This is a genomic window from Stenotrophomonas sp. S49 (assembly GCF_016624905.1).
Classification (GTDB): domain Bacteria; phylum Pseudomonadota; class Gammaproteobacteria; order Xanthomonadales; family Xanthomonadaceae; genus Stenotrophomonas.
The window spans coordinates 1-26,858 of the sequence record NZ_JACVUD010000059.1; the positions used below are offsets into that span (position 1 = coordinate 1).

Annotated in this window: 29 protein-coding genes and 1 other RNA gene; 16 read left to right on the plus strand and 14 right to left on the minus strand. The window is 67.6% G+C overall.

All coding sequences use genetic code 11. From position 1 onward, the window contains the following. Positions 1–355 precede the first annotated feature (355 nt). Both IAE58_RS13125 and IAE58_RS13130 read right to left on the minus strand, forming a co-directional pair. Positions 356–1,678 (minus strand): aminopeptidase P N-terminal domain-containing protein, encoded by a 1,323-nt coding sequence (locus IAE58_RS13125; protein ID WP_108757791.1) that lies wholly within the window; start codon positions 1,676–1,678, stop codon positions 356–358. Positions 1,679–1,683: 5 nt separating this feature from the next. Beyond that, the gene (locus IAE58_RS13130; RefSeq protein ID WP_199934724.1) at positions 1,684–2,232 is read right to left on the minus strand and encodes a UPF0149 family protein; all 549 of its coding nucleotides are present in this window, start codon (positions 2,230–2,232) and stop codon (positions 1,684–1,686) included. 151 nt (positions 2,233–2,383) lie between these two features. Between IAE58_RS13130 and IAE58_RS13135 the strand changes: the two genes are divergently transcribed. The 8 genes from IAE58_RS13135 to IAE58_RS13170 all read left to right on the plus strand — a co-directional run bounded on the left by IAE58_RS13135 (position 2,384) and on the right by IAE58_RS13170 (position 6,690). Then, a complete protein-coding gene (locus IAE58_RS13135; protein WP_079223080.1) occupies positions 2,384–2,605 on the plus strand; it encodes a TIGR02449 family protein in 222 nt (73 codons plus the stop codon). Then, on the plus strand, positions 2,602–2,898 hold the full coding sequence (locus IAE58_RS13140; RefSeq protein ID WP_108750986.1) for a cell division protein ZapA: 297 nt from the start codon (positions 2,602–2,604) through the stop codon (positions 2,896–2,898). The genes IAE58_RS13135 and IAE58_RS13140 overlap by 4 nt, the downstream gene beginning before the upstream one ends. Before the next feature lie 97 nt (positions 2,899–2,995). Beyond that, a non-coding RNA gene (gene ssrS, locus IAE58_RS13145) (6S RNA) lies at positions 2,996–3,181 on the plus strand. 83 nt (positions 3,182–3,264) lie between these two features. Continuing rightward, positions 3,265–3,858 carry a 5-formyltetrahydrofolate cyclo-ligase gene (locus IAE58_RS13150; protein ID WP_108754042.1) on the plus strand — a complete coding sequence of 198 codons (594 nt, stop codon included), beginning with the start codon at positions 3,265–3,267 and terminating at the stop codon, positions 3,856–3,858. Next, positions 3,855–4,334 (plus strand): EVE domain-containing protein, encoded by a 480-nt coding sequence (locus tag IAE58_RS13155; protein WP_108754043.1) that lies wholly within the window; start codon positions 3,855–3,857, stop codon positions 4,332–4,334. The genes IAE58_RS13150 and IAE58_RS13155 overlap by 4 nt, the downstream gene beginning before the upstream one ends. A gap of 22 nt (positions 4,335–4,356) precedes the next feature. Next, complete coding sequence (gene rpiA, locus IAE58_RS13160) at positions 4,357–5,004, plus strand: ribose-5-phosphate isomerase RpiA (RefSeq protein WP_108754044.1); 648 nt, start codon at positions 4,357–4,359, stop codon at positions 5,002–5,004. Between the two features lie 21 nt (positions 5,005–5,025). Beyond that, entirely contained in the window at positions 5,026–5,472 is a 447-nt protein-coding gene (locus IAE58_RS13165) for a DUF192 domain-containing protein (protein WP_199934723.1), read from the plus strand. A gap of 372 nt (positions 5,473–5,844) precedes the next feature. Further along, the gene (locus IAE58_RS13170; RefSeq protein WP_108757070.1) at positions 5,845–6,690 is read left to right on the plus strand and encodes a SirB1 family protein; all 846 of its coding nucleotides are present in this window, start codon (positions 5,845–5,847) and stop codon (positions 6,688–6,690) included. 36 nt (positions 6,691–6,726) lie between these two features. On the opposite strand, the gene IAE58_RS13175 is transcribed toward IAE58_RS13170, so the two are convergent. Further along, positions 6,727–6,951, minus strand: coding sequence for a rubredoxin (locus IAE58_RS13175; RefSeq protein ID WP_199934139.1), 225 nt, complete (start codon positions 6,949–6,951; stop codon positions 6,727–6,729). Positions 6,952–6,985: 34 nt separating this feature from the next. Here IAE58_RS13175 and thiE point away from each other — a divergent pair, with 34 nt between their 5' ends. Together thiE and hemL are read left to right on the plus strand one after the other, a co-directional pair. Beyond that, complete coding sequence (gene thiE / locus IAE58_RS13180; protein WP_199934138.1) at positions 6,986–7,612, plus strand: thiamine phosphate synthase; 627 nt, start codon at positions 6,986–6,988, stop codon at positions 7,610–7,612. A 16-nt stretch (positions 7,613–7,628) separates the two neighbouring features. Beyond that, positions 7,629–8,918, plus strand: coding sequence for a glutamate-1-semialdehyde 2,1-aminomutase (gene hemL / locus IAE58_RS13185; RefSeq protein WP_199934137.1), 1,290 nt, complete (start codon positions 7,629–7,631; stop codon positions 8,916–8,918). 122 nt (positions 8,919–9,040) lie between these two features. Here the strand turns inward: hemL and azu are convergent, their stop codons facing one another. After that, on the minus strand, positions 9,041–9,490 hold the full coding sequence (gene azu / locus IAE58_RS13190) for an azurin (protein WP_199934136.1): 450 nt from the start codon (positions 9,488–9,490) through the stop codon (positions 9,041–9,043). A gap of 103 nt (positions 9,491–9,593) precedes the next feature. Between azu and IAE58_RS13195 the strand changes: the two genes are divergently transcribed. Further along, positions 9,594–10,202 (plus strand): HAD-IA family hydrolase, encoded by a 609-nt coding sequence (locus IAE58_RS13195; protein WP_199934135.1) that lies wholly within the window; start codon positions 9,594–9,596, stop codon positions 10,200–10,202. A gap of 64 nt (positions 10,203–10,266) precedes the next feature. Here IAE58_RS13195 and IAE58_RS13200 read toward each other — a convergent pair whose 3' ends face one another. Then, positions 10,267–11,493, minus strand: coding sequence for an acetylornithine transaminase (locus IAE58_RS13200; RefSeq protein ID WP_108750997.1), 1,227 nt, complete (start codon positions 11,491–11,493; stop codon positions 10,267–10,269). A gap of 63 nt (positions 11,494–11,556) precedes the next feature. On the opposite strand from IAE58_RS13200, the gene IAE58_RS13205 reads away from it, so the two are divergent. After that, positions 11,557–12,426: an ion transporter gene (locus tag IAE58_RS13205; RefSeq protein ID WP_199934134.1), complete on the plus strand. Its 870-nt coding sequence runs from the start codon at positions 11,557–11,559 to the stop codon at positions 12,424–12,426. Between the two features lie 26 nt (positions 12,427–12,452). Here the strand turns inward: IAE58_RS13205 and IAE58_RS13210 are convergent, their stop codons facing one another. The 3 genes from IAE58_RS13210 to IAE58_RS13220 form a co-directional block, all read right to left on the minus strand. Further along, the gene (locus tag IAE58_RS13210; protein WP_325166856.1) at positions 12,453–13,406 is read right to left on the minus strand and encodes a YiiG family protein; all 954 of its coding nucleotides are present in this window, start codon (positions 13,404–13,406) and stop codon (positions 12,453–12,455) included. Positions 13,407–13,438: 32 nt separating this feature from the next. Further along, entirely contained in the window at positions 13,439–14,428 is a 990-nt protein-coding gene (locus IAE58_RS13215) for a YiiG family protein (RefSeq protein WP_199934132.1), read from the minus strand. An 89-nt stretch (positions 14,429–14,517) separates the two neighbouring features. Further along, the gene (locus tag IAE58_RS13220; RefSeq protein ID WP_199934131.1) at positions 14,518–15,336 is read right to left on the minus strand and encodes an NAD(P)-dependent oxidoreductase; all 819 of its coding nucleotides are present in this window, start codon (positions 15,334–15,336) and stop codon (positions 14,518–14,520) included. Positions 15,337–15,444: 108 nt separating this feature from the next. Here IAE58_RS13220 and IAE58_RS13225 point away from each other — a divergent pair, with 108 nt between their 5' ends. After that, the gene (locus IAE58_RS13225) at positions 15,445–16,125 is read left to right on the plus strand and encodes a hypothetical protein (protein WP_199934130.1); all 681 of its coding nucleotides are present in this window, start codon (positions 15,445–15,447) and stop codon (positions 16,123–16,125) included. 99 nt (positions 16,126–16,224) lie between these two features. On the opposite strand, the gene IAE58_RS13230 is transcribed toward IAE58_RS13225, so the two are convergent. Beyond that, positions 16,225–16,731: a DUF2867 domain-containing protein gene (locus IAE58_RS13230; protein ID WP_199934129.1), complete on the minus strand. Its 507-nt coding sequence runs from the start codon at positions 16,729–16,731 to the stop codon at positions 16,225–16,227. Next, on the minus strand, positions 16,728–17,390 hold the full coding sequence (locus tag IAE58_RS13235) for a serine/threonine-protein kinase (protein ID WP_199934128.1): 663 nt from the start codon (positions 17,388–17,390) through the stop codon (positions 16,728–16,730). The genes IAE58_RS13230 and IAE58_RS13235 overlap by 4 nt, the downstream gene beginning before the upstream one ends. Before the next feature lie 85 nt (positions 17,391–17,475). On the opposite strand from IAE58_RS13235, the gene IAE58_RS13240 reads away from it, so the two are divergent. After that, on the plus strand, positions 17,476–19,470 hold the full coding sequence (locus tag IAE58_RS13240; protein WP_199934127.1) for a bifunctional DedA family/phosphatase PAP2 family protein: 1,995 nt from the start codon (positions 17,476–17,478) through the stop codon (positions 19,468–19,470). Positions 19,471–19,531: 61 nt separating this feature from the next. Here the strand turns inward: IAE58_RS13240 and IAE58_RS13245 are convergent, their stop codons facing one another. The 3 genes from IAE58_RS13245 to IAE58_RS13255 form a co-directional block, all read right to left on the minus strand. Next, positions 19,532–20,110: an LON peptidase substrate-binding domain-containing protein gene (locus IAE58_RS13245; RefSeq protein ID WP_108750630.1), complete on the minus strand. Its 579-nt coding sequence runs from the start codon at positions 20,108–20,110 to the stop codon at positions 19,532–19,534. Beyond that, positions 20,107–21,471, minus strand: a complete 1,365-nt coding sequence (gene mpl, locus IAE58_RS13250) for a UDP-N-acetylmuramate:L-alanyl-gamma-D-glutamyl-meso-diaminopimelate ligase (protein WP_199934126.1) — start codon at positions 21,469–21,471, stop codon at positions 20,107–20,109. The genes IAE58_RS13245 and mpl overlap by 4 nt, the downstream gene beginning before the upstream one ends. 329 nt (positions 21,472–21,800) lie before the next feature. Beyond that, entirely contained in the window at positions 21,801–22,364 is a 564-nt protein-coding gene (locus IAE58_RS13255) for an adenylate kinase (protein WP_108750628.1), read from the minus strand. 136 nt (positions 22,365–22,500) lie between these two features. On the opposite strand from IAE58_RS13255, the gene IAE58_RS13260 reads away from it, so the two are divergent. Next, the gene (locus tag IAE58_RS13260) at positions 22,501–23,757 is read left to right on the plus strand and encodes a 6-phosphofructokinase (RefSeq protein ID WP_199934125.1); all 1,257 of its coding nucleotides are present in this window, start codon (positions 22,501–22,503) and stop codon (positions 23,755–23,757) included. A 59-nt stretch (positions 23,758–23,816) separates the two neighbouring features. Here IAE58_RS13260 and IAE58_RS13265 read toward each other — a convergent pair whose 3' ends face one another. Further along, on the minus strand, positions 23,817–24,320 hold the full coding sequence (locus IAE58_RS13265; protein ID WP_199934124.1) for a hypothetical protein: 504 nt from the start codon (positions 24,318–24,320) through the stop codon (positions 23,817–23,819). Positions 24,321–24,655: 335 nt separating this feature from the next. On the opposite strand from IAE58_RS13265, the gene IAE58_RS13270 reads away from it, so the two are divergent. Continuing rightward, a complete protein-coding gene (locus tag IAE58_RS13270; RefSeq protein ID WP_199934123.1) occupies positions 24,656–26,683 on the plus strand; it encodes a sodium-translocating pyrophosphatase in 2,028 nt (675 codons plus the stop codon). Positions 26,684–26,858 lie beyond the last annotated feature (175 nt).

The window sequence follows — 26,858 nt, forward strand, 5'->3', positions numbered from 1 at the left end:
TCCATGGCGCTCACGCCCCCGCAACCGGACCCACCCCGCCTTCGACAGTTGGCCGGTGGACAGTAGATCCACGCCATGCGTGGATGCTTTTCGAATTCAATTCGAATTCTTCGATTCCGATTGAGATTCATCCACGCATGGCGTGGATCTACCAGATCGCCGGAATCTGTCAGAGGTGGGGCGGTGTGGGTGGGCAGGACCGTTGGCGCCATGGATGGCGCCATCGAGCCCCCATGGATGGGTTTACGGCGTGTCCTGATCACCCACACCGCCCCGCCATCCCACGGAATGCACGGTTCTGACGTTGACGTTGCCGTTGCTTCAGTCGAGCAAGCTCGACTCTACCCAGACCGGCTCAACCCGCCATCACCGCTTCGATCTCGTCGGCGCTGCGCGCCAGGCCTTCGGTCAGCACGCGATGGCCGTCGTCGGTGATCAGCACGTCATCCTCGGTGCGGATGCCGATACCGCGCCAGCGCGGTTCCACGGTGGTGTCGTCCACGCCGATGTACAGGCCCGGCTCGATGGTGAAGGCCATGCCCGGTTCCAGCAGGCGCGATTCGCCGGCCAGCCGGTAGTCGCCCACATCGTGTACGTCCAGGCCGATCCAGTGCCCGGTCTTGTGCCGGTAGAAGCGCTGGTACAGCCCTTCGGCCAGGTTCTTTTCCAGCGTGCCCTTCAGCAGGCCCAGCCTCAGCAGGCCCTCGGTCAGGGTCTGCACGGCGGCCAGATGGCCGGTCTCGTAGGCCACGCCCGGGCGCGCCTGCGCCATGGCGGCGGCCTGCGCCTGGCCCACCAGATCGTGCAGCGCGCGCTGTTCGGCAGTGAAGCGGCCGTTCACCGGGAAGGTGCGGGTGATGTCGCTGGCGTAGCCGCGGTATTCGGCGCCTGCATCGATCAGCACCAGTTCGCCGTCGCGCGAGCGCGCGTTGTTGTCGCGGTAATGCAGGATGCAGCCGTTGCGACCGGCACCGACAATGCTGCAGTACGCGGGAACAGCATCGCTGGCGCGGAACACCCGCTCCAGTTCGGCCTGCAGTTCGTATTCGTGGATGCCCGCCTTGGCCGCGTGCATGGCCGCCAGGTGCGCACGTACGCTGATCTGCGCGGCATGCTGCATCAACGCCACTTCGGCACCGGATTTGAACAGGCGCTGCTCGTGCAGCAGGTGGCCCAGCTCCAGGAACTCGTGCGGCGGCTGCGCGCCGTGGCGTACCTGCGACCGCACGCGGTTCACCCAGCCGATCAGCTTCAGGTCGAAATCCGCTTCGCGGCCGAAGTGGTAATAGACGCGCGAGCGCCCTTCCAGCAGGCCGGGCAGGATGTCGTCCAGATCATCGATCGGGTAGGCATCGTCCATGCCGTAGTGCGCCACCGCCCCGTCCTGGCCCGCGCGGCTGCCATCCCACGCTTCGCGCTCGGCATCGCGCTCGCGGCAGAACAGGATGGCCTCGCCGTGGCGGCGGCCGGGAATCAGCACCAGCACGGCCTCTGGTTCCGGGAAGCCGCTCAGGTACTGGAAATCCGAATCCTGGCGGAACGGAAAATGGGTATCCAGGCTGCGCACCTTCTCCGAGGCCGCCGGCAGGACCAGGATTGCATCGTCGCCGGCCATGTCCATCAGCTGGCGGCGGCGGCGCTTGTACTCGCCGGCGGCAATGCCGGTGCGCTGCTTGATATCCATCAGTTCAGGCGCTGGCGGTGGCGCGCGGCCAGCACCACATCGCCGTGCAGCAGCAGCACCGCCACGCGGATGAATTCCTCGATTTCCGACAGCGCCTCGTCATCGTCCTCGCCGCCGGCCTCGAAATCCTCGCTGGAGGCACGCGCCAGGCTGGCCATGTCGGTCAGGGCTTCCTCGCCCTCTTCGGACAGGGTGGGACGGCGGCCGCCGCTGCCCAGGCCGAAGCCGCCCAGGAACGAGCGGGTCCAGCTGAACATGGCATCGGCCTGCGCGGCCACGTCGTCGCTGTCGGTCAGCAGCAGCTCGAAGGCGAAATCACGGTCTTCCAGCTGCTTGATGGTGGCTTCCAGCAGCTGCGCCAGCGCGCTGCCGGGGGCGACCGGGGCCAGGTTGTCGTCGGCCAGCACGCGGGCCAGCCAGTCGTTGCCGGGGGCGCCGCCGGCCGCCAGCCAGCCGCACAGGCCGCCATGCAGCTCGGCAGCGGTGGCGCCCAGGCCCAGTTCCTGGCTGGCGCGGGAAACGTCGTCGACGGAGGGAAGTTCGGTCATCGTGCGGCTCGTTCGTAAGGGAAACCCGGGGCGCGCACGCGCGCGCCCGTGAGCCTTGTAGTGTAGCAACCCAACCGGGTCGTCCTCGTGGCAGTCCGGCCCTGCTGCGACAACGCTTGACCGCCCTTACCCGGCTTGCCTATCGTGCGGCATGGAACCCGCCGACCCCCTTGCCCAGCTGCAGGCTTTTGCCGCCCGCGTGGAAGCGCTGCTGGAGCGCAACCAGCGCCTGGCCGAGGAGAACCGCAGCCTGCGCCACCAGCAGGAACAGCTGGTGGCCGAGCGGTCCACCCTGCTGGCCAAGAACGAACAGGCCCGCTCGCGGGTGGAAGCGATGATCAGCCGGCTCAAATCCCTGGAGCAGCACACATGAGCGCAGAACCGGTCAGTGTCCGCATCCTCGATCGTGAATACACCGTGGGCGTGGGCGGCGATGAACGCGACAGCCTGATGGCCGCCGCGCGCCTGCTGGATGCGCGCATGCGCGAAATCCGCGGCAGCAACCGCATGGCCGCCGTCGATCGGGTGGCGGTGCTGGCCGCACTGAACCTGGCCCACGAGCTGCAACTGCTGCGCGACGAGAACGCGCGCCAGGCGGTGGCCCTGCAGCAGACCCTGGCCGATCTGAACCGGCGCCTGGACCGCGCGATCGATAGCAGCGTGTGAGCAACGCGCACAACGCGTCTTCTCATATCTGAATTGGCACGGACTGTTGCCGACGAACGGCCTATCCACATCGTACTCGCTGGCTATAATGGCCACGCGTTCTCTGCGGTACTCGACGGCATGTGCAAACATTCGCCTTGTCCCTTAAGAACGACACCGGGAGCGCGACAGCGCCGGGAGTGCAGGTCCGCCTTGTAGCGGGAAGCCCGATGGTTCTCCAGCGTTCCCACTTGAGCCCCCGGGTTCAAGGTCGTTTCGCATGCATCGACATTGCGGAGAATGCAATATTCCAGCAAGGGCGGCGTCTTCGGGCGTCGCCCTTGTTCTTTCCGGCACAATGGCCGCTGTTTCCTGCCGCCACCTGCCATGACCGACCCGCGCCAGGCCCTGCGCCACGACCTGCGGCAACGCCGCCGCGCACTTTCCGCGCCCATCCGCATTGCGGCTGCCGAATCGCTGGCCGACGCCCTGCTGGCCCTGCCGTTCGCCCCGCGCGAAGGCGCCGTGGCCGGCTACTGGGCGCTGGATGGCGAGATCGCCCTGCACCGCTGGCAACTTCAGTTGCCTGACACCGTGGCCTATTGCCTGCCGGTGCTGGCCGGCGATGTGCTGCGCTTTGCGCCGTGGCGGCCGGGCCAGCCCTTGACCAGCAACCGCTACGGCATTCCCGAGCCCGATGTGGCCGTGGCCGACACCCTGGACGCCAGCCAGATGGCGCTGGTGGTCACCCCGCTGGTGGGCTTCGACGCGCAGTGCCGGCGGCTGGGCATGGGGGGCGGCTGGTATGATCGCAGCTTCGCCTTCCGCCACGACCGGCCGGCACCGCCCTGGCTGGTGGGTGCCGCGTTCGCTGCGCAGCAGGTCGAGTCCTTGCCGGTGGCGTCGTGGGACGTGCCGGTGGATGCGATCTGCACCGAAGACGGCACCCTGTTCCCCTCCGCTGCCCCCGTGAACGCATGACCGCCCGCAAGCGCTATTGGCTGATGAAGTCCGAACCGGACGCTTTTTCCATCGATGACCTGGCCAAGGTGAAGGTCGAGCCCTGGAACGGCGTGCGCAACTACCAGGCGCGCAACTTCATGCGCGATGGCATGCAGGTTGGTGACGGCATCCTGTTCTACCACTCCAATACCAAGGTGCCCGGCATCGTCGGCCTGGCCACGGTGGCCAGCCCGGCCTACCCGGACGACACCCAGTTCGACCCGGAATCGGACTACCACGACCCCAAGAGCACGCGCGAGAACCCGCGCTGGATGCTGGTGGACGTGGCCTTCGACCGCAAGCTGCCGCAGGTGATCGCGCTGGACGAGATCAAGCTGCACGCCGACGAACTTGGCGAAGGCTTCCCGCTGGTTGCCAAGGGCAACCGCCTGTCGGTGTTCCCGGTGACGGCCCCGCAGTGGAAGCTGCTGCTGTCGCTGGAAAAGAAATCCTGATTCCCTGCCTGAGAGTTTTCCCATGTCCGAAGCCAAGCGCCTGGCCGCTGAAAAAGCCATCGAATACGTCGAAGACGGCATGATCGTCGGGGTCGGCACCGGTTCCACCGTGGCCTACTTCATCGATGCGCTGGCCCGCATCCAGCACCGCATCAAGGGCGCGGTGTCCAGTTCGGAACAGAGCACCGCGCGCCTGAAGCAGCACGGCATCGAGGTGATCGAGCTGAACCACACCGGCAACCTGTCGCTGTACGTGGACGGCGCCGATGAGTGCGATCCGGGCAAGTGCCTGATCAAGGGCGGTGGCGCGGCGCTGACCCGCGAAAAGATCATCGCCGAGGCCAGCGAGCGTTTCGTCTGCATCGTCGATCCCAGCAAGCAGGTGCCGGTGCTGGGCAACTTCCCGCTGCCGGTGGAAGTGATTCCGATGGCGCGCAGCCTGGTGGCCCGACAGATCCGCGACATGACCGGCGGCCAGCCGACCTGGCGCGAGGGTGTGGTGACCGACAACGGCAACCAGATCCTGGACATCCACAACCTGCAGATCACCGACCCGGAAAAGCTGGAGCGCGAGCTGAACCAGCTGCCGGGCGTGGTCTGCGTGGGCCTGTTCGCGCGCCGCCGCGCCGATGTGGTGATTGTCGGCGGTGAACCGCCGGTCGTGCTCTGACCCCTGCGAAGGACCCTGACGATGTCGCTGTTGCGTTCGCTGCTGATGTTTCCCCTGCTGGCCCTGACCGGCTGTGCCACCGATGCCGCCCGCCACTGGGTGGAGCTGGACGGTGCCCGTTACAAGGTCGAGCTGGCCACCAACGATGACACCCGCGCCCGCGGCCTGATGTTCCGCGACCAGATGCCGGCCGACCACGGCATGCTGTTCGTGCACGAGCAGGAGGAGATGCAGGCGTACTGGATGAAGAACACCCGGATCGCGCTGGACATCCTGTACTTCGACAGCCAGCGCCGGCTGGTCAGCCAGCAGCGCGATGTACCGCCCTGCTCGGCCGGCGACCGCTGCCCGCCCTACCCCAGCAGCGGCCCGGCCCGCTACGTGCTGGAGCTCAATGCGGGCCAGGCGGAAAAGCTGAAGCTGAAGGACGGCACCGCACTGACCTTCGGCCCGGGCATCGAGAACTGAGGGACGGCCGGGCTGCGCCCGGCACCCGCCGAATCAACATCAACGTCAACGTCAACGTCAAATTCGTGCATTTCGAGGGATGGCGGGGTGGGTCCGGTGGCGGGGGACGGCGCAAGTACGTCCCTGTAGCCTTGGCCGCGGCATCCATGCCGCGGACACCCCCGCCACCGGACCCACCCCGCCTTCGACGGTTGGCCGCGATCTGTTGGAACGGCGCGGGGTCGGACCCCGTTGCTGCGCAACGGGCTCCGACCCCAGATTGATTTCGATATCTGATGGTAGATCCACGCCATGCGTGGATGGGGAACAACGACAGGCGGAATTCACGCCGCACCGCTTGAAACCGCCTGCGATTGCCGCCAGTCTGTGGCCATGCAGGACCGGATCACACTCCCCGACTGGGATGCACTGGCCGACCTCGATGACGAGGCGCTGCCACTGTTGCCGACCGCGCTGCTGATCGCGCGCGATGAATACCCCGATCTTCAACCCGGCGTGTACGAGGCGCTGGTGCAGAGCCATGTCGATCACCTGCGCGCCGAAGTGGACACGATCGAGCGCTGGCCGATGAAGATGGCTGCGGTGAACCGCCACCTGTTCGACGAGCTGGGTTACAGCGGCGACCACCAGCAGTACTACGACCCCCGCAACAGCTACCTCAACCAGGTGTTCGAACGGCGCCTGGGCAATCCCATCTCGCTGGCCCTGGTGCAGATGGAAGTGGCCCGGCGGCTGGGCATTCCGCTGGACGGGGTGTCCTTCCCCGGCCATTTCCTGGTGCGCCTGCCCGTGGACGACGGGGTGCTGGTGATGGACCCGTTCAATGGCGGTCGCCCGCTGGACGTGGACGAGCTGCGCGAACGCGCCAAGTCACACCTGGGCGGGCAGGCACCGGACGACCAGGTGCTGGCGCAGATCCTGGATCCGGCGCCGAGCCGGGCGATCCTGATCCGCATGCTGCGCAACCTGCATGGCGTCTATGCCGAAGCCGGCGAATGGGACCGTGCCGCGCGCAGTGCCGACCGCCTGCTGAAACTGGCCCCGGAACAGGACGATGCCCTGCGCGACCGTGGCCTGGCCTATCTGCAGCTGGAGTACCTGGCCGGCGCCCGGCATGACCTGGGGCAGTACCTGAAGCGCAACCCGGACGCCAGCGATGCGCAGTGGCTGCGCGAGAAGCTGATCGACCTGGGCGGGCCGATGCCGCGGTTGCATTGACCGGTAGCGCCGGGCCATGCCCGGCGGCCCCTGTATTCAATCGATCTCGACCATCTCGAAATCGTCCTTGGTCACCCCGCAATCGGGGCAGGTCCAGGTCTCGGGAATGTCCTGCCAGCGCGTGCCCGGGGCAATGCCCTCCTCCGGCAGCCCGTCCGCCTCATGGTAGATGAAGCCGCAGACCACGCACATCCAGGTGCGCAAGGTGGTGGGGGTGGCATCGCTCATCGGATAATCAACGCTGGATTCACTGGCCGTCATTGTCCCACCGCGGCCCTTCTACCGGTAGCCATCCATGAACGCAGCTTCCCCGGCGCCCCGCGGCGTCTACCTGATCACCCCGGACGAGGCCGATACTGCGCGCCTGCTGGCACGCACCGCGCCGCTGCTGGCCGCCGGCGCCACCTGGCTGCAGTACCGCAACAAGACCGCCAGTGATGCGCTGCGCCTGGAACAGGCCACCGCCCTGCAGGCGCTGTGCGCCGGACACGGCGTGCCGCTGATCATCAACGACGACCCGGCGCTGGCCCGGGCCGTGGGCGCGGCCGGCGTGCACCTGGGCGGCACCGACGGTGACATTCCCAGCGCGCGTGCCCTGCTCGGCCCGGCCGCCATCATCGGTGCGTCCTGCTATGACCAGGTGGCCAACGCCGAAAAGGCCGTGGCCGCCGGCGCCAGCTACGTGGCCTTCGGCGCCTTCTTCCCCACCACCACCAAAATCACCAACAGCCGCGCCCACACCGACCTGCTGCGGCAAACCGCCGCACTGGGCGTGCCGCGGGTGGCCATTGGTGGCCTGACCCCGGACAATGTGGGTCCCATCATCGACGCCGGCGCCGACCTGGTGGCCGTGGTCAGCGGCATCTATGCCGCACCGGACCCGGTCGCGACCCAGCGCGCCTTCCTCGCCCAGTTCGCGTAATGCCCAGGAAAGCCCCATGAACCACGACCAGTCCCACGCCCTGTTCTCCCGCGCCCAGCAACTGCTGCCGGGCGGCGTCAATTCGCCGGTGCGCGCGTTCAAGTCGGTGGGCGGTGAACCGTTCTTCGTCGAACGCGCCGACGGCGCCTACCTGTACGACGTGGACGGCAACCGCTACATCGACTACGTGGGCTCGTGGGGCCCGATGATCGTCGGCCACAACCACCCGGCCGTGCGCCAGGCGGTGAAGCGGGCGATCGACAACGGCCTGTCCTTCGGCGCGCCGTGCGCGGCCGAAGTGGCCATGGCCGAGACCATCACCCGGCTGGTGCCGTCGTGCGAAATGGTGCGCATGGTCAATTCGGGCACCGAAGCCACGCTGTCGGCCATCCGCCTGGCGCGCGGCGCCACCGGCCGCAACCGCATCGTGAAGTTCGAAGGCTGCTACCACGGCCATGGCGATTCGTTCCTGGTCAAGGCCGGCAGCGGCATGCTGACCCTGGGCGTGCCGACCTCGCCGGGCGTGCCGGCGGGCCTGAGCGAACTGACCCTGACCCTGCCCTATAACGATTTCGAAGCGGCCACCGCGCTGTTCGAGGCGCAGGGCAGCGAGATCGCCGGCCTCATCATCGAACCGGTGGTGGGCAACGCCAACTGCATTCCGCCGCGCGAGGGCTACCTGCAGCACCTGCGCGCGCTGTGCACGCAGCACGGTGCGCTGTTGATCTTCGATGAAGTGATGACCGGTTTCCGCGTGGCCCTGGGCGGCGCGCAGGCGCACTACGGCATCACCCCGGACCTGACCACCTTCGGCAAGATCATCGGCGGCGGCATGCCGGTGGGTGCCTATGGTGGCCGCCGCGACCTGATGCAGCAGATTGCACCGGCCGGCCCGATCTACCAGGCCGGCACGCTCAGCGGCAATCCGGTGGCGATGGCCGCCGGCCTGGCCATGCTCGACCTGGTATCGCAGCCGGGCTTCCATGCCGACCTGGCCGAGCGCACCGCGCGCCTGTGTGCCGGCCTGGAAGCAGCGGCCGCCGAAGCCGGCGTGGCGGTGACCACCACCCAGGTGGGCGCCATGTTCGGTCTGTTCTTCACCAGCGAAAAGGTGGAGACCTATGCCCAGGCCACGGCCTGCGATATTCCGGCGTTCAACCGATTCTTCCACGCCATGCTGGACCAGGGCGTATTCCTGGCGCCGTCGGCGTACGAAGCCGGGTTCATGTCCAGCGCGCACGACGATGCGGTGATCGAGGCGACGCTGGCCGCCGCGCGCGTGGCGTTCAAGGCCGCCAAGGGGTAAGCGGCCTCCGGGGGAGCCAACCTTGGTTGGCTCCCTTGGGTACCCATCCACGCATGGCGTGGATCTACCTGGGCCTGGTTGGCACGCGTGCAGTCGAGCATGGCTCGACTCTACAAACGGCATCAACCGAAGACGAAGCTGCCCTTCATCATCGCGAAGTGCCCCGGGAACGAGCAGAAGAAGGTGTAATCACCGCCCTTCTGCAGGCCCTTGGTGGAAAACCGCACGCGCGTTGTCTCGCCGCCACCGATCACCTTGGTATGCGCCAGCACCCGCTTGTCGGCCTTGGGCAGGTAGCTGTCGGCCAGACTCATGCGCATGCCAGCCAGGGCCACCGGCTGGTAATCGGCCGTGCGGGTCAGCACCCAGTTGTGGCCCATGGCGGTGGCCGCCAGCTTGCCGGTGTGGCGCAGGGTCAGATCCACTTCGCTGCAGTCGGCAGCCACCTTGATCTGCCGGCTGCTGAAGGTCATCTGGTCGGTGCTGTCGATGCTGACCGCACACACCCGCGCCATTGCCGCCGGTGCGAACAGCAGCGCACCCAGTCCAATTGCCACGCCCCAAGGCTTCATCAATGCGTCTCCTGCAAAGTCGCCTTCATTCTAGGCAGTGACCGCGCCCACTGGCTGCGACAGGGTGTCGCATGCGGTGCGCAGGCTCAGGCATGCTGCAGGCATGGACATACGACTGTTGCTGCTGGATGTGGATGGCGTGCTGCTGCAGTACCAGCGCGCGCAGCGCGTGCTGTACCTGGCGCAGGCCTTGCAGCGCAGTACCGCGCAGGTGCAGGCCGCGTTGTTCGATAGCGGGCTGGAAACCGCCTACGACGCGGGACAGGTCAGCACCGATGACTATCTGGCACAGCTCGGCCACGCACTGGGCGCCCCGGTGGATGTGCCGACCTGGATCGCCGCACGCCGGGCCGCGTGCCGGCCGCAGGCGGCAGTGGTGCAGCGCTTGCTGGCCTTGGACGACGGCCTGCCGCTGGCGGTGCTGACCAATAACGGGCCGCTGATGGCACAGGTGCTGCCGGAACTGCTGCCGGACCTGCACGCGCGCCTGCAGCCGCGCGTGCTGTGCAGCGGCATGCTGGGCGGCCGCAAGCCGGACCCGGCGGTGTTCAAGCGCGCATTGCAGCGGCTGGATGCCGATCCAGGCCACACGCTGTTCGTCGATGACCTGTTCGTCAACGTGCGCGGCGCACGCGCAGCCGGGCTGCATGCCGAAACCGTTCGCGACGGGCGCGGGCTGGGGAAGGTGTTGAAGCGCTACCAGGTCAGGTAGCGCCGGGCCATGCCCGGCGTCCCTGTACCGCTGCGCTCGCCGGGCATGGCCCGGCGCTACCCGATCAGCGCGCGGCGACGAACGCGGCGATGGCCGCGCGCAGGCGCTTCAGGCCTTCGGCCACTTCTTCATCGGTGATGTTCAGCGACGGCACGAAGCGCAGCACGTCCGGGCCGGCCTGCAGGGTCAGCAGGCCCTGGTCGGCGGCGTGGTCCAGGATGGCACCGGCCTGGCCGGCGAAATCCTTGTTCAGCACGGCGCCCAGCATCAGGCCACGGCCGCGCACATCGCTGAAGATGTTGAACTCCTCGTTGATGCGGGCGAACCCATCGCGCAGCGCCTTCGACTGGCGGCTGACGTTGGCGGCGATCTCGGCCGAACCCAGCTTGCGCAGCGCCACCCGCGCCACCGCAGCGGCCAGCGGGTTGCCACCGAAGGTGGTGCCGTGGGCACCGAACTGCATGGTTTCGGCCACCTTCGGGCCGGCCAGCATGGCGCCGATCGGGAAGCCGCCACCCAGCGCCTTGGCCAGGGTGACCATGTCCGGCACCACATCGTCCTGCCAATGCGCGAACAGGGTACCGGTGCGGCCCATGCCGGCCTGGATCTCGTCCAGCACCAGCAAGGCGTTGTGCTGGTCGCACAGCTCGCGCACGCGCTTGAGGAAACCGGACTTGGCCGGCATCACCCCGCCCTCGCCCTGGATCGGCTCGAGCATCACCGCGGCCACGTCGCCGGCGGCCATCGCGGTTTCCAGCTGCACTTCATCGTTGAAATCGATGTAGCGGAAGCCACCGGGCAGCGGCTCGTAGCCTTCCTGGTACTTCGGCTGGGCAGTGGCGGTCACCGCGCCCAGGGTGCGGCCGTGGAAGCTGCCGCGGAAGGTGATGATGACGCGCTTGTCGGCCGGGCGACCCTGGCTGGACGCCCACTTGCGCACCATCTTGATCGCCACTTCATTGGCTTCGGCGCCGGAATTGCACAGGAACACGCGCTCGGCGAAGCGGCTGGCCTTCACCAGCTCTTCGGCCAGGTGCAGCGGCGGTGCGCTGTAGAACACGTTGCTGGTGTGCCAGAGCTTGCTGGCCTGCTCCACCAGGGCGGCGGTCAGGTCCGGGTCGTTATGGCCCAGACCGCATACGGCAATGCCGGCGGCCAGGTCGATGAATTCACGACCCTGGCTGTCCCACACGCGGGCGCCCTGGCCTCGCTCCAACACCACCTGGCGGGGCTTGTAGACCGGCAGGTAGTAGTGCGAAAGGGAGATCAGCGGATCGGTAGCGGCGGTCATGGCAGTGGGCAGGATTCAGGAACCCCCATTCTCGCCCCCCAGCCCCTGCGGCACAATGCACTGATGCGACCGTTTTCCGCCCCCCAACTGAACCCCGCCACCGCGTCCGGCTGGCGCCGCACCTGGTTCGACATCATCTACCGGCACGACACCCGGCCCTCGCGCAACTTCGACCTGATCCTGGTGGTGGCGATCATCGCCAGCATCCTGGTGGTGATGATCGACAGCGTGCAGCACCTGCACGTGGCCTGGGCCGATGGGCTGTACGTGATCGAATGGGTGTTCACCGCCCTGTTCACGATCGAGTACCTGTTGCGCCTGGCGGTGGTGAAACGCCCGCTGCGCTATGCGGTCAGCATCTGGGGGATCATCGACCTGCTGTCGATCCTGCCCGCCTATCTGTCGCTGTTCGTGCCCGGCGCGCAGAGCCTGCTGGTGGTGCGTGCGCTGCGCATCCTGCGCGTGTTCCGCATCCTGAAGCTGACCCGCTACATCGAAGAAAGCGGCATCCTGCTGCAGTCGCTGTGGCGCAGCCGGCGCAAGATCCTGCTGTTCCTGTTCACGGTCATCACCATCACGATCATCGCGGGCACCCTGATGTACGTGATCGAAGGGCCCGAGCACGGCTTCAGCAACATCCCGGCCAGCATGTACTGGGCGGTGGTGACCATGGCCACGGTCGGCTTCGGCGACATCGTGCCGCAGACCGTGCTGGGCCGTTTCGTCACCTCCGTGCTGATCCTGATCGGCTACAGCATCATCGCCGTGCCCACCGGCATCTACACCGCCGAACTGGCCAGCAGCATGCGCGAAGCCGAACTGGCCGCGCGCCGCGACGCTCGCGGCTGCCCGCACTGCGGGCTGGAAGGCCACGAACCCGATGCGCGGCATTGCCGCCGTTGCGGCAGTGCCCTGCCGGATACCTTCAAGTAGATCCACCCCATGCGTGGATGCACCCGTCAATGCATGCGGTTGCTGGTGGTCACCAAGTCGTTGTACGCGTCGAAGATGTCCGACTGCGCGCCTTCCGGGGCCGAGGTGAGCCAGCTGCCCGACGCCTTGCGCTCGGCGGCCAGGGCTTCGGCGCTGATCGGCTTGCCCTGCTCGATGCGTTCGATGCCACGGCCGGCCTTGCGGATCAGCATGTCGGCCGAGCGCTGCACATGGCCCCACATCGGATCGTCCTTGCCGATGCCGGCGGCCTGCATTTCCTTCACCAGCGCCTCGTAATCCGCCAGGCGCGTGCGCAGCGCGGCGACGTCCGGCGTTTCTTCCTGGAAGGCCACCGCAAGCTGCTTGCCGTCGCCGACCAGGCGCAGGTGGTAGTACGCCGGCGAACGGCCCTCGCTCGCTTCGATCTGCTTCAGCTGCGCGGCACGGCGGTCTTCCTCGTTCTTTTCCAACGCCACGTCCAGTGCGTCGCTGGCCTTGAAGAAGGCTGCGTAGGCCTGCATCAGCGGTGCGTGCTGGCTGCGCATGCCTTCGCCGCCATCGCGACGGAACTCCTCGCGGCTGAAGTAGCCATCGGCCTGCTCGATCTTCGCGTACAGGGCCTGGAATGCCTGCTGGTAGTCACGCATCGGCGCATCCATCGGCATCGCCGGCGTCATCGCCAGCGCGTCGGTCAGCGGCTGGCCGCAGTACTCCACGCGGTGCGACAACACCTTGCCCGGCGAGCGAGGCTGCGCTTCCTTGCCGGTCGGGCCGGCCTCGACATCCTTGATCCAGCCGGTGTACGTCTCGAAGCCCTCGTGGATGGGCTGCTCGACGCCGTTGTAGCACTCGATATAGGCGTTGACCTTGGCCAGGCTGGGATCGGCCAGCGACAGGCCGGTGGACTTGTTGCAACCGGCCAGGCCGGCCACGGCGCCCAGCAGCAGCAGCACCGGCAGTACACGTACAGAAGCGTTCACTTCGGTACCTTGCATGCAGAAGACAGGGCGCATTACTGGCGGTTGCTCTGGAAGACCAGCGCGTTGTATTCCTGCATCAGCTTGCCCGGCGAGCCTTGCGGCGCCATTGATGGCGAATCAAGCATGCCGCGCTCGAACCGGCTGTAGGCCCTCTTCTCGCTGACACGCTGCAGTCGTTCCTTGCCCTGGCGGCGGAAGTTCTCCGCCTCGCGCTCGAAGCCTTCCCAATCGGATTTGCCGGGCTCCTGATCTGCCACCTTGGCATGCGCTTCGTCTGAAATGCGGTTGAATGCGTCCAGACGGTCCTGCGCCTTGGCCGTGTCGAACGCATCCTGCGTCATCAGTTCCACGATGGCCTTGGCTTCCAGCATCATCGCCAAGCGGTAGTATTCGCGGGTGCGGCCTTCGGCCTGCTCCAGCACCTTCAGCTGCTCGCGCTGCGCGGCATCGTTCTGGCGTTCGAGTTCAGCGTTGAACTGCTGGCTCGCTGCGACAAACTGCTTGAACGCGGCCATCAGCGGGCCGTGCATCTGCTTGCCGTTGGCAAACTGGTCGTCTTCGTAATCCTGCCGCTCGTAGTAGTCGTGGGCCTCCTTGCTGACCGGCGCCAGCGCCTTCAGCGCCTGCTGGTAGCGGCCGGCAACCTCATCGAGCTCGGCCAGTGCGGGTTTGGCCGCGATCGCTTCCGTCACCGGTGCGTCGCACTGCTTCATGTCGTAATCGCTAATCTCGAAGGGCCCGTACATGCTCGATTCGCGACCGGTCGGGCCTGCGTCGACATCCTTGATCCAACGCGTATAGGACTGGATGCTGTCATGCGTTTTTGAATCCAGTGCGTTGAAACAGCCGATGTAGGCGTTGAGCTTGGCGGTCAACTGCTGCTGCGCGTCCACGGCAGCCGTCGCACCGCGCTGCTCGGCCGAGCCCGTCGAGGCCGGGTCGCCGGCAGGTGCATTGCCGCAGGCAGACAAGGCAAGCGCGAGCGCAGCAGCCAGCACGGTGGAAGAAAGAATACGGGGCATGTGGACCTTCCTTGAAAACGATTACAGCCGCGTATTCTAGCCGAGCCCGCCGTGATGGCCGACTCAATCCGGCAGTGCTTCTACCGCAGTCAATCCAGGAACAGGTCTGGCAGCAGCGGGCGCGACGCGTCCACGGCGTACCCGGACAGATCGGTCACCCCGGCTTCGCCCAACACCTCGTCATCGATCAGGAAGCGGCCATGGAAACCGGCGGCCTCGCGCACCAGCACCGCGTGCGCGGCATCGGCCATGATCTGCGGCGTGCGGCAGCCGGCCGCATCCACACCGGGGATCATGTTGATCGCATCGGTGGCGATGACCGTACGCGGCCACAGCGCGTTGACCGCCACGCCCTGCGGGCCGAACTCCGCAGCCAGGCCGAGGGTGACGAAGCTCATGCCCATCTTGGCCAGCGTGTAGCCGGTATGCGGGCCCCACCACTTCGGTTCCAGGCTGGGCGGCGGCGCAAGGGTGAGGATGTGCGGATTGGGCGCCTGCAGCAGGTACGGCAGGCAGGCCTGCGCGCACAGGAAACTGCCGCGCGAGTTGACCTGCTGTATCAGGTCGAACCGCTTCATCGGCGTATCCAGCGCGCCGCGCAGCCAGATCGCGCTGGCGTTGTTGATGAGGATGTCGATGCCACCGAAGGTATCCACCGTCGCGGCCACGGCCGCCTTCACCTGGTCCTCTTCGCGGATGTCGCACTTCAGGGCGAGGCCCTGGCCGCCGGCCGCGGTCACGGCTTCGGCGGCGCTGTGGATGGTGCCCGGCAGCTTCGGGTTGGGCACCGACGATTTTGCGGCGATGGCCACGTTGGCGCCGTCGCGCGCCGCGCGCAGTGCGATGGCCAGGCCGATGCCACGCGAGGCACCGGTGATGAAAAGGGTTTTACCCTGCAGACTGCCCACGTTCCACACTCCAGCGTATGCAATGAGCCGCTAGTATGCCGCGCCGACGCGGAGTTCACCGCGCGTTGACGATACTAGTGGCCCGGTCACACGCACGAGGTACACGCCATGCGCCGTTCCCGCCTGCTGCTGCCTGCCCTGGGCCTGGCCCTGCTCACCGCCTGCCAGGGCCGTGCGCCGGAACCCGGCACCGAACCCGCCACGGGTGATGCGCCCGCCGCCAACAAGGCCGCCGATGGCTCACTGCGCTGGAGCGAGTCGGTGGTCTGGGATGGCGACCTCAACGCATGCCGGCAGGGCGAGAACAGCGCAACGCGCGAGTGCCTGGCCGAGACGATGAAGTCCGCCGGCGCCAGCGCCGATGCCGTGGCCGCTGCAGACCAGCTGTCCACCGGCGGCGAGTTGGCCTACGTGACGGCCTGGCATGAACACGATGGCCTGGGCGTGGCCACGGTGGAGTATCCGTTCCGCGCCAACACCAACGAGGGCACGCGCCTGGTGGATGCCGGCGGCAAGCGCATCGATGTCGACGCGGTGCAGCTGGACGACACCCTGCGCGCCGACCCGGGGGTACAGGCGGTGCTGGCCGCGCATCCGCAGGCCACGCCGTTCGCGCCCGCACAGGCAGCAGGCACGGCACCGCTCGATGGCGGCGGCATCCGCCTGCTGTACCGCACGCCGCTGCGCGACTGCCATGCCTGCCCGGATGTCGGCCAGCTGCAGATCGGTTATGACTTCGACGGCAAGCGCAATTTCATCGGCCAGCAGGTGGTGCCGGCGGCGCCGTGATGCCGTAACGCTGCGCGCCGCCGGGCTTGGCCCGGCGCTACCGATCCGCAACATACCTTTCAGATAGCGCTTGGCCATGCCCGGCGGCGCGGTATTGAATCAGCGGTACGACTGCACCTGGTTCTTCAGCAGATGCGGCACGATCCATCGATGCACCGGCGCCACCGGCAGCATGTAGATCCGCCCAAACGCATTGTGGGTATGCACCACGGTGGTCACTTCCAGAACATCATCGTGCCACTGCAGGGCCAGCTGCACACGCAGGTGGCGGTCGTTGTCTTCCAGCACGATGGCATCCTCATCCAGCGACTGCAGGGTGAAGATGCCCAGCCGCTGGCCCGGTCGCGGCGCGGGGGTGTCCTGCACCGCGCGCAACGAGCCCAGGTCCTTCATGCCGAGCAGGCGCATGCCGCGGTTGCGCAGCGCCATCAGGCCATCGAACCAGCCGGGAATGGTCGTGGCCATATCGCGGTAGGCCTGCAACGCGCTGCGGTCGTTGCGACGGGTATGGGCCTGGCAGGCGTGCACGAAGCTGGCACCGGGCAGCTGCGCGCGCAGCACGCTGGCCACACTCGGCGGCGCGGTCACCACCTGCGCGGCGGTCACGGCTTCGGCCCCTGCCCTTCGTTGTCTTCCCAATGCAGGATGCGGCGGGTCACGAAGCGGTAGACCGGCTTGCCGGTGGCGAACCACAGTTCGCGTACCCACGAGGTGCGCTTGAGCACGCGCCTCTCCACCGGTGTAAGCGACTCGCGGCAGTACATGCGCTTGTGCTTGAGCAGGTGGCGCAGGTCTTCGCGGGCCAGCAGGCGCATCCAGCGCGAGCGTGGGTGGCCGATCACCGCCAGCTGGAAGTCGATCAGCGCCGGGCGGCCGTCCTGGGTCACCAGCCAGTTCGCTTCCTTGGCCAGATCGTTATGGGCCACGCCGCGCTGGTGCAGCTGCTGCAGCAGGCGGCGCGCGGCACGGAACCAGGCCACATCGCCGCGCGGCGGGCGCTGGTACATGGCATCGCCAGCCATGAAGCTTCGGTCGAGGTGGCGGCCATCCCACTCCAGCAGCTGCGGCACGTCGGCCATGCCCTCGATATGTCGCAGCGCGCGTGCTTCGCGGCGGGCCAGCCACCACGCCGGCACGCGCAGCCACAGCGGCGTTGCGCCCAGGTCGCGGCGTACGAAGGGGCCCTGCGGCCCCTGCACAAGCAGGATGCGGCCGAAGCTGTCGGCCTTCAGGGCATGCGTTGGAGCGTCGGTCGAGTGCGGCATGCGCCCATTCTAGGCGATGGCGCCGGTTGCAAACGGTCACCAAGCGGCTGGGAACCAGTCACCTTCACGCCTCTATAATCGTGCAATGGACTCTTCATGGATCGACGCCACGCTTGCGTGGATTGCCGCTCACCCCGTATTGGCGGGTGCGGTCATTTTTCTGATCGCCTTCTGCGATGCGGTCATCATTCTGGGCGCGATCGTGCCGGCGCTGCCGTTGCTGTTCGCGGTGGGTGTGTTCATCGGCCTGGGGCAGATCTCAGGGCCGTATGCGGTGGCGGCGGCGGCACTGGGCGCCTTCGCCGGTGACGGCATCAGCTACTGGATCGGCCGCCGCTGGGGCGATCGCCTGCGTGGCGTGTGGCCCTTCAGCCGCTACCCACAGTTGCTGGATCGCGGCGAGAACCTGTTCCGCCGCAATGCGTTCAAGAGCATCCTGGTGGCCCGCTACGTCGGCGCGATCCGGCCGTTCGTGCCGGCCATCGCCGGCATGATGAACATGCCGGCCAGCCGCTACGTGCAGGCCAGCGGCATCGCCAGCATTTCCTGGGCACTGCTGTTCCTGGCGCCCGGCTGGGTGCTGGGTGAAGCCTATGACGCGGTGGCCGCCGTCGCCGGCCGGCTGGTGGTGGTCATCGGCCTGCTGGTGGTGCTGATGGGCGTGGTCTGGGCGCTGGTGCTGTATGGCTACCGCTGGTCGGCCGCGCGCATGGACCACTGGCTGGCCCGTCTGCTGGACTGGTCCAACCGCCACCCCACCCTGGGCCGCTACACCGTGGGCGTGCTCGACCCCAAGCGCCGCGAATCGGTGCCGCTGGCCATGCTGGCGCTGATGCTGCTGGTGCTGGGCTGGGGCTGGTTCGCGCTGTTGACCGTGGTGGTGGCGCATGGCGAACCGTTGGCCGTCGATCTGTGGGTGCACCAGGCCATGCTGGCGCTGCGCAACCCGTTGGCCGACTACCCGATGGCGGCACTGGCTTCACTGGGTGCCTGGCAGGTGCTGCTGCCGGCCACCGCCGCCGGCATGGGCTACCTGGTGTGGCGCCGGCGCTGGATGGCCGCCGCGCACTGGCTGGCGGCGCTGGCCTTCGGCCTGGCCCTGACCATGCTGCTTGGCGCCACAGTGGACGTGGTGCGCCCGCTGGATGCCAGCAGTGGCTTCGGCTTCCCGTCGGTGTCGGTCACCATGGCCACCATCACCTTCGGCTTCTTCGCCGTGCTGATCGCACGCGAAATGCCCGGGCGCACGCGCGTGTGGCCCTACCTGGTGTCGGGCATCGTGGTCAGCCTGATCGGCTTTGCCCGCCTGTACCTGGGCGCGCACTGGCTGAGCGATGTGATCGGCGGCATGTTGTTCGGCACGTTCTGGCTGCTGGTGCTGGGCATTGCCTACCGCCGCCGCTTCAACCGCTCGTTCTGGGTGAAGCCGGTGGCCTGGCTGTTCTATGGCGTATTCGCGCTGGCAGCCATGTGGTACGCGCCGCGCAATATTCCGGTGAAGCTGCAGCGCTTTGAACCGGCGCTGCCGGCACCGCTGGCGATGGATCGGCAGGCCTGGTGGCAACAGAGCTGGGCGACACTGCCGGCGCGCCGCAATGAATTCGACGATGACCAGCGCTGGCCGCTGGATGTGCAGGTGGCTGGCCCGCTGGCACCGCTGCAGGCCCAGCTTGAAGCCCGCGGCTGGCAGGTGCAGGCCCAGGCCGGCTGGGAAGAAGCGCTGCTGATGCTGGACAAGAACACCGGTGCCGAGCAGCTGCCGGTGCTGCCGGCCACGCTGGATACGCGGGTGGAAGCGCTGTTGATGGTGCGCCAGGGCGCGCGCCCGGATGAGCGCTACGTGCTGCGCCTGTGGCCGGCGCCGATGCAGCTGCAGCCCGGCGCGGTGCCGCTGTGGCTGGGCAGTGCGCAGACGCTGCGCTATGAACGGCACTTCGAGTGGATCGGCATGTGGCACCCGGTGCGCGGCGTCGATCCGGCGTTCAACGCGGTGAAGGACGCCGTGCAGGGCCTGCCGCAGCGCGAGGACGTGCACAGCGAAACCGGGCTGCCGGTGTTGAGGGTGCAGACGCAGCCGTGATGGAGCCGCCGGGCATGGCAAAGCGTGCGCACCAAGGTGCGCACCTACCAAATGCAGGGCGTTACGGCATCCAGCCCAGCAGCTGCTGCAGGCGCTGGTGCGGGTCGTCCAGCTGCAGCAGCTGCAGGCGCTGCTGTTCGGCCAGCGGCAACAGTTCGGCCAGGCGCCAGCCCACCCAGCTGGCCTGGTCAAGCAACGCCGGCGTGGCCGGCGCATAGGCCTCGCCGGCCTGTTCGATGATGTGCCCCAGCACGGTGGCCAGCAGCGCGTGCTGCGGCCGCAGCTCGTCGTCGGGATCCTCGTCGCACCAGCGCACGTCGGCCACCACCAGGCCGTTGTCGCGCACCCGCGTGCGCTCGACATGGAAGCGGCGGGTGCCACGCAGCCGCAGCTGCAGCACGCCATCGGCGCCCACGTCGAAATCCTCGATGCGCACCTGCACGCCGTAGGCGGCCGGGGTGGCCGGCTCACCCACTTCCTGGCCGTCCAGGATCAGGCACACGCCGAAGCCTTCGCCGCTGCGCCCACAGTCGCGCACCAGGTCCAGGTAGCGCCGTTCGAACACGCGCAGGCCCAGCACCGCGCCCGGCACCAGCGCGGTGTGCAGCGGGAACAGCGGCAGCGCGGTATCGGCGCTCATCGGCCCTGCAGCGCGGCCAGCAGCCGGCGCGGCGCGGCGTCGAAGCCGCCGTTGGACATGAACACCACGTGGTCGCCGCTGCGCACGTCGGCCTGCAGGCGGGCCAGCAGCGCGTCGGTATCGGGCACCGCGTGCGCGGTGCCGCGCACCGCGGCGATCACCGCGGCGGCGTCCCAGGCCAGTTCCGGGCGGTGCAGGAACACCACTTCGTCGGCCAGCGCCAGCGACGGCGCCAGCGCCTGCGCATGGGCGCCCAGCCGCATCGAATTGCTGCGCGGTTCCATGGCCACCACGATGCGTGCATCGCCGACCTTGGCGCGCAGGCCTTCAAGGGTGGTGGCGATCGCGGTCGGGTGGTGGGCGAAATCGTCGTAGATGGTGATGCCGTCGTAGCTGCCGATCACTTCCATGCGGCGCTTGACGCTGCTGAAGCGCGCCAGGGCCGGAATGACCTCGGCCGGGGCCACGCCCACGGCATGCGCGGCGGCCAGCGCGGCCAGCCCGTTGAGCACGTTGTGGCGGCCCAGCAGCGACCAGTGCACATCCCCCAGCGCTTGGCCGCAGTGGTGCACGCGGAAGGCACTGCCATCGGCGGCCAGCAGTTCGGCATGCCATTCCAGCGACGGGTCGAAGCCGAAGCGCTCGACCGGGGTCCAGCAGCCCATCGCCAGTACTTCGGCCAGGTAGCGGTCCTCGCCGTTCACGATCAGGCGACCGCGCGCGGGCACGGTGCGCACCAGGTGGTGGAACTGGCGCTGGATCGCGGCCACGTCGGGGAAGATGTCGGCGTGGTCGTACTCAAGGTTGTTGAGGATCGCCACCAGCGGCCGGTAATGCACGAACTTGCTGCGCTTGTCGAAGAAGGCGGTGTCGTACTCGTCCGCCTCGACCACGAATTCGCGGCCCTGGCCTACCCGCGCCGATACGCCGAAATCTTCGGCAACGCCGCCGATCAGGAAGCCCGGCGCGCGCCCGGCGCTTTCCAGCAGCCAGGTGAGAATGGTGGTGGTGGTGGTCTTGCCGTGGGTGCCGGCCACGGCCAGGGTGTCGCGGCCCGGCAGCACCTGTTCGGCCAGCCACTGCGCGCCGGAGATGTAGCGCTGGCCCTGGTCCAGCACCGCTTCCACGGCCGGGTTGCCGCGCGACAGGGCATTGCCCACCACGACCTGGTCGGTGCCCGCAGGCACGCTGTCGGCCCGGTAGCCCTGGTCCAGGGTGATGCCCAGCTGTTCCAGCTGGGTGGACATGGGCGGGTAGATGGCCTGGTCGCTGCCGCTGACCGCATGGCCCAGCTCCCGCGCCAGCGCGGCCACGCCGCCCATGAAGGTGCCGGCGATTGCAAGGATATGTACGTTGCTCATGAGCGGGGATTGTGACCGATCACGGCTGTATCGGGCCATTGTCAGCATCAGGGTCAGACAAGTCCTACATCCACTATGAGAAAAGTCCAATCGTCTGTCGGGGAATTCCTGATAGCGATGTTATGTGAACCCGTACACAATTCAGTACGCCAGCCGCAGTACCCGAACCGGTCCTACTCCCCAAGAGGCCATCCCCAAGGGAGCTCATGCTGCGGGGCCTTGAGCAAGCCTTCCGCTGGCGCCTATGAAACGACACAGGCCTGATCCGCAAGGATCAGGCCTGTGTTTTTGTACCCGAAGGGGCCGGCGGCATGGCCGGCCCGACGGTTTCAGTGCTGGATCGCCGCCAGGATGCGGGCTTCGATCTCGTCCAGCTCGCCCACGCCATCGACGCGGGCCAGGGTGCCACGGCCGGCGTAGAAGTCGACCACCGGGGCGGTCTGGTCGTTGTAGACCTGCAGGCGCTGGCGCACCGATTCGGGGTTGTCGTCGGCGCGGCCCTGCTCCTGGGCACGGCCGGCAATGCGCTCGACCAGCAGCTCGGTGGCCACGTCCAGCTGCACCACGGCGTCCAGCGGCTTGCCGATCTTGGCCAGCAGGCCGTCCATCGCATTGGCCTGGGCCACGTTGCGCGGGTAGCCGTCCAGGATGAAGCCCTTGGCGACATCGGCCTGGGTCAGGCGCGACTCGAGCATGCCCAGCAGGATGTCGTCCGATACCAGGTTGCCGGCATCCATCACCGCCTTGGCCTGCTTGCCCAGTTCCGAGCCCGCGGCGATTTCAGCGCGCAGCATGTCACCGGTCGAAATGTGGGCGATGCCCAGCTTTTCCTTCAGGCGCGTCGCCTGCGTCCCCTTGCCCGAACCGGGCGGTCCCAACAGAACCAATCGCATTGACCTGACTCCAACGTGTTGAAAACAAAGAAGGTTCGCGCACCGGACGGGCCGGTATCGCTGCACCGCAATAGCGCCACTTTACCGCATCCGGGTAATGTCCCTGCAATGTCCACTCGTACCAGCAGGTAGAAGCATGCGCAACGGCACCCTCCTCTACGCCCAGTCTGGCGGCGTCACCGCCGTCATCAATGCCTCGGCGGCGGCCGTGATCGAGCAGGCCCGGGCCAAGGGCATCAAGGTCCTGGCGGCGCGCAACGGCATCCTCGGTGCCCTGCGCGAAGAGCTGATCGACACCAGCAAGGAAAGTGCCGCGGCCATCCGCGCGCTGGCCCACACCCCGGGCGGCGCCTTCGGCTCGTGCCGCTTCAAGCTGAAATCCCTCGACGCCGACCGCGCCCGCTATGACCGCCTGCTGGAGGTGCTGCGAGCCCACGATGTGCGCTGGTTCCTGTACAACGGCGGCAACGATTCGGCCGACACCGCGCTGAAGGTTTCGCAGCTGGCCAAGGCGTCGGGCTATGACCTGACCTGCATCGGCGTGCCCAAGACCATCGACAACGATCTGGCGGTGACTGATACCTGCCCAGGCTTCGGTTCGGCGGCCAAGTACACCGCCGTGTCGGTGCGCGAGGCGGCGCTGGACGTGGCGGCCATGGCCGAGACCTCCACCCGGGTGTTCATCTACGAGGCGATGGGCCGCCATGCCGGCTGGCTGGCCGCCGCTGCCGGCCTGGCCGGCAATGGCGAGGACGAAGCCCCGCACATCATCCTGCTGCCCGAGCGCGCCTACGACGAGGCCGCGTTCCTGGCCAAGGTGAAGGCGGTGGTGGAACGGGTGGGCTACTGCGTGGTGGTGGCCTCCGAAGGCATCGCCACCGCCGACGGCCGCTTCGTGGCCGATGCCGGTGGCGGCAAGGATTCGTTCGGGCATTCACAGCTGGGCGGCGTGGCCGCGCACCTGGCGGGCCGGGTGAAGGACCAGCTGGGCCTGAAGGTGCACTGGGCACTGCCCGACTACCTGCAGCGCTCGGCCCGCCACCTGGCCAGCAAGACCGACTGGGAACAGGCGCAAGCGGTGGGCAAGGCGGCCGTGCAGCTGGCGCTTAAGGGCCAGAACGGGGTGATGCCGGTGATCGTGCGCAGCAGCGATGCGCCCTACCGCTGGAATATAGAAGCGGCACCACTGTCGAAGATCGCCAACCATGAGAAAAAGATGCCGGCCGGCTTCATCCGCCGCGATGGCTTCGGCATCACCGCCAAGGCGCGCGCTTACCTGTCGCCGCTGATCAAGGGCGAAGCGCCGCTGCCCTATGGCAGCGATGGCCTGCCCAAGTACGTAACGCTGAAGAACGTGGCGGTGAAGAAGAAGCTGCCCGCGTTCGAAGGCTAGAAGCCGGTACCGAACCGGGGTCGGATCCCCTTGCCTGCAACGGGCTCTGACCCCGCGGTCTACGGGCAGGCCTTGCCTTCCATCTGCAGCTGCGCAGCGAACATCGTCACCTGCGGGATCTTGCCGGCGGCCGCCTGCTTCTTCGCTTCTTCCAGATAGATGCGCGACTGGCCCTGGCCATCCAGCGCCTGGGTGTTGTTCACCGGCAGGCGCCACACCCGCACCACGGCCTGCTGCGCCGGGCAGGTGGCATTGGGCACGCGGATTACATCATTGAGCTTCCAGCCTTTGTCTGCACTGGGTTGGGCCTTGGCGTAATCGATGAAGCGCGCGCGTGGCTGGCACTGTTCGCTGATGCGCACTGCGGCGAAGCGGTACGGCTCGGCCGCCTGGCCGGTGAAGGCGCCTTCCAGGCGTGCGCAGGCTTCGGGAATCTGCCGCAGCGTGTGCGTGGCGCCTACCGCCTGCGGCGCACCCACGGCGCGCTGCAGTTCCGGGGTTTCGGCCGCCAGCGCCGGCAATGCAGGGGCCAGCACGGCGATCAGCAACAGGGGAAGGCGCATGGGAGTTCTCCTACGGGACTGTGCGCAGGCTTGCAGAGCGTGGCTTAACGGGGTGCAAAGGGTCTGTGGCCCTCAAAGCATGACCATGGCCCGGCGGCGGGTTCCGCACGCATGGCGATGCGTTCATCTGAAGGGCGCCCACGGGTCATGCGGCGCGGCTCGACTCTACAGAAGGTGGGACGCATACTGCGGGCACCAGGGAATGCTGAACACCGCCATACGTTGGACGACCGCCATGGTCGGCACGGGTTGGTTCCAGGCTGCAGCCCGTCGTCCCCTTCGTGGTGAAGTTCATCGCCACTGGATGCTCATCATCCAATCTGCGGAGGGGTCTAATGCTGGAACGTCATGGGCTGTCATTGGCGCTGGGCTGCGCTGTCCTCGCCATCCTGTTTGGCATCGTCTCGGCGCGCTGGATCCTGCGCCAACCCACCGGCAACGAACGCATGGTCGCCATTGCAACGGCGATCCAGGAAGGCGCGCGCGCCTATCTGAACCGCCAGTACCTGACCATCGGCGTGGCCGGCGTGGTGTTGTTCGTGCTGGTGGGCGTGTTCCTGAGCTGGTACACGGCCATCGGCTTTGCCGTCGGTGCGGTCCTGTCCGGTGCGGCCGGCTACATCGGCATGAATGTCTCGGTGCGGGCCAACGTGCGCACGGCCGAAGCGGCGCGCCACGGCATCAGCGCAGCGATGGACGTGGCGTTCCGTGGCGGCGCGATCACCGGCATGCTGGTGGTCGGCCTGGGCCTGCTCGGCGTGGCCGGTTACTACGCGCTGCTGCTGCGGCTGGGGCTGCCGATGGACCAGGCCCTGCACGCGCTGGTGGGCCTGGCCTTCGGCTCGTCGCTCATCTCGATCTTCGCGCGGCTGGGCGGCGGCATCTTCACCAAAGGCGCCGACGTCGGCGCCGATCTGGTCGGCAAGGTGGAAGCCGGCATTCCCGAGGATGACCCGCGCAACCCCGCGGTGATCGCCGACAACGTGGGTGACAACGTGGGCGACTGCGCCGGCATGGCCGCCGACCTGTTCGAAACCTACGCGGTCACCGTCATCGCCACCATGCTGCTGGGCAGCCTGATGCTGAGCGAAGCCGGCGCCAACGCGGTGCTGTACCCGCTGGTGCTGGGCGGCGTGTCGATCATCGCTTCGATCATCGGCGCGCTGTTCGTGAAGGTGAAGCCAGGCGGCTCGATCATGGGCGCGCTGTACAAGGGCGTGATCGTGTCCGGCGTGCTGGCGGCCATCGCTTTCTATCCGATCACCACCGGGCTGATGAGCGACAACGTGCACGGGCCGATTGCCCTGTACGGCTGCGCGCTGATCGGCCTGGTGCTGACCGGCCTGATCGTGTGGATCACCGAGTACTACACCGGCACCCAGTACAAGCCGGTGCAGCATGTGGCGCAGGCCTCGACCACCGGCCACGGCACCAACATCATCGCCGGCCTGGGCATCTCGATGAAGTCCACCGCCCTGCCGGTGGTGGCCGTGTGTGCGGCGATCTGGGGTGCGTATGCGCTGGCCGGCCTGTACGGCATCGCCATCGCCGCCACCGCGATGCTGTCGATGGCCGGCATGATCGTGGCGTTGGATGCGTACGGACCGATCACCGACAACGCCGGTGGCATCGCCGAGATGGCCGAGCTGCCCTCGGACATCCGCGACATCACCGACCCGCTCGATGCGGTGGGCAACACCACCAAGGCGGTGACCAAGGGCTATGCGATCGGCTCGGCCGCACTAGCCGCGCTGGTGCTGTTCGCCGATTACACGCACAACCTGCAGGCGGCCAACCCCGGCCAGGAGTTCCGCTTCGACCTCAGTGACCACACGGTGATCATCGGCCTGCTGATCGGTGGCCTGATTCCCTACCTGTTCGGCGCGATGGCGATGGAAGCGGTCGGTCGTGCGGCCGGTGCGGTGGTGGAGGAAGTGCGGCGCCAGTTCCGCGAGATCCCCGGCATCATGCAGGGCACCGGCAAGCCGCAGTACGACAAGGCCGTGGACATGCTGACCCGCTCGGCCATCCGCGAAATGATCGTGCCTTCGCTGCTGCCGGTGGCCGTGCCGGTGGTGGTGGGCCTGCTGCTGGGGCCGCGCGCACTGGGTGGCCTGCTGATCGGCACCATCGTCACCGGCCTGTTCGTGGCCATTTCGATGACCACCGGCGGCGGTGCCTGGGACAACGCCAAGAAGTACATCGAGGATGGCCACTTCGGCGGCAAGGGCAGCGAGGCGCACAAGGCCGCGGTGACCGGCGATACCGTCGGCGACCCGTACAAGGACACCGCCGGGCCGGCGATCAATCCGCTGATCAAGATCATCAACATCGTGGCGCTGCTGCTGGTGCCGCTGCTGTAACGCCCTGCGGGAACCGACGTGTAGAGTCGAGCTTGCTCGACTGCTTTTGGCCTTGCCAGCAAGAGCAGTCGAGCAAGCTCGACTCTACCGGCGGAAAGGGCTCCGACCCCCGGCGGATCCGACCCCGCAGTAGCAACTGTCTTGTCAGGGGCTGCCGAGGGCCACCTCGGCGTCC

What these genes read in the sequence shown, in the direction of transcription:
- IAE58_RS13130 (WP_199934724.1), bottom strand. Translation starts at nt 2,232, where the DNA reads ATGACCGAACTTCCCTCCGTCGACGACGTTTCCCGCGCCAGCCAGGAA.
- IAE58_RS13245 (WP_108750630.1), bottom strand. Translation starts at nt 20,110, where the DNA reads ATGAGCGCCGATACCGCGCTGCCGCTGTTCCCGCTGCACACCGCGCTG.
- IAE58_RS13240 (WP_199934127.1), top strand. Translation starts at nt 17,476, where the DNA reads ATGGACTCTTCATGGATCGACGCCACGCTTGCGTGGATTGCCGCTCAC.
- rpiA (WP_108754044.1), top strand. Translation starts at nt 4,357, where the DNA reads ATGTCCGAAGCCAAGCGCCTGGCCGCTGAAAAAGCCATCGAATACGTC.
- IAE58_RS13205 (WP_199934134.1), top strand. Translation starts at nt 11,557, where the DNA reads ATGCGACCGTTTTCCGCCCCCCAACTGAACCCCGCCACCGCGTCCGGC.
- IAE58_RS13140 (WP_108750986.1), top strand. Translation starts at nt 2,602, where the DNA reads ATGAGCGCAGAACCGGTCAGTGTCCGCATCCTCGATCGTGAATACACC.
- IAE58_RS13175 (WP_199934139.1), bottom strand. Translation starts at nt 6,951, where the DNA reads ATGACGGCCAGTGAATCCAGCGTTGATTATCCGATGAGCGATGCCACC.
- IAE58_RS13215 (WP_199934132.1), bottom strand. Translation starts at nt 14,428, where the DNA reads ATGCCCCGTATTCTTTCTTCCACCGTGCTGGCTGCTGCGCTCGCGCTT.
- IAE58_RS13165 (WP_199934723.1), top strand. Translation starts at nt 5,026, where the DNA reads ATGTCGCTGTTGCGTTCGCTGCTGATGTTTCCCCTGCTGGCCCTGACC.
- IAE58_RS13195 (WP_199934135.1), top strand. Translation starts at nt 9,594, where the DNA reads ATGGACATACGACTGTTGCTGCTGGATGTGGATGGCGTGCTGCTGCAG.
- IAE58_RS13135 (WP_079223080.1), top strand. Translation starts at nt 2,384, where the DNA reads ATGGAACCCGCCGACCCCCTTGCCCAGCTGCAGGCTTTTGCCGCCCGC.
- IAE58_RS13235 (WP_199934128.1), bottom strand. Translation starts at nt 17,390, where the DNA reads ATGCCGCACTCGACCGACGCTCCAACGCATGCCCTGAAGGCCGACAGC.
- IAE58_RS13260 (WP_199934125.1), top strand. Translation starts at nt 22,501, where the DNA reads ATGCGCAACGGCACCCTCCTCTACGCCCAGTCTGGCGGCGTCACCGCC.
- IAE58_RS13170 (WP_108757070.1), top strand. Translation starts at nt 5,845, where the DNA reads ATGCAGGACCGGATCACACTCCCCGACTGGGATGCACTGGCCGACCTC.
- IAE58_RS13150 (WP_108754042.1), top strand. Translation starts at nt 3,265, where the DNA reads ATGACCGACCCGCGCCAGGCCCTGCGCCACGACCTGCGGCAACGCCGC.
- IAE58_RS13225 (WP_199934130.1), top strand. Translation starts at nt 15,445, where the DNA reads ATGCGCCGTTCCCGCCTGCTGCTGCCTGCCCTGGGCCTGGCCCTGCTC.
- IAE58_RS13265 (WP_199934124.1), bottom strand. Translation starts at nt 24,320, where the DNA reads ATGCGCCTTCCCCTGTTGCTGATCGCCGTGCTGGCCCCTGCATTGCCG.
- IAE58_RS13155 (WP_108754043.1), top strand. Translation starts at nt 3,855, where the DNA reads ATGACCGCCCGCAAGCGCTATTGGCTGATGAAGTCCGAACCGGACGCT.
- hemL (WP_199934137.1), top strand. Translation starts at nt 7,629, where the DNA reads ATGAACCACGACCAGTCCCACGCCCTGTTCTCCCGCGCCCAGCAACTG.
- IAE58_RS13255 (WP_108750628.1), bottom strand. Translation starts at nt 22,364, where the DNA reads ATGCGATTGGTTCTGTTGGGACCGCCCGGTTCGGGCAAGGGGACGCAG.
- azu (WP_199934136.1), bottom strand. Translation starts at nt 9,490, where the DNA reads ATGAAGCCTTGGGGCGTGGCAATTGGACTGGGTGCGCTGCTGTTCGCA.
- IAE58_RS13270 (WP_199934123.1), top strand. Translation starts at nt 24,656, where the DNA reads ATGCTGGAACGTCATGGGCTGTCATTGGCGCTGGGCTGCGCTGTCCTC.
- thiE (WP_199934138.1), top strand. Translation starts at nt 6,986, where the DNA reads ATGAACGCAGCTTCCCCGGCGCCCCGCGGCGTCTACCTGATCACCCCG.
- IAE58_RS13200 (WP_108750997.1), bottom strand. Translation starts at nt 11,493, where the DNA reads ATGACCGCCGCTACCGATCCGCTGATCTCCCTTTCGCACTACTACCTG.
- mpl (WP_199934126.1), bottom strand. Translation starts at nt 21,471, where the DNA reads ATGAGCAACGTACATATCCTTGCAATCGCCGGCACCTTCATGGGCGGC.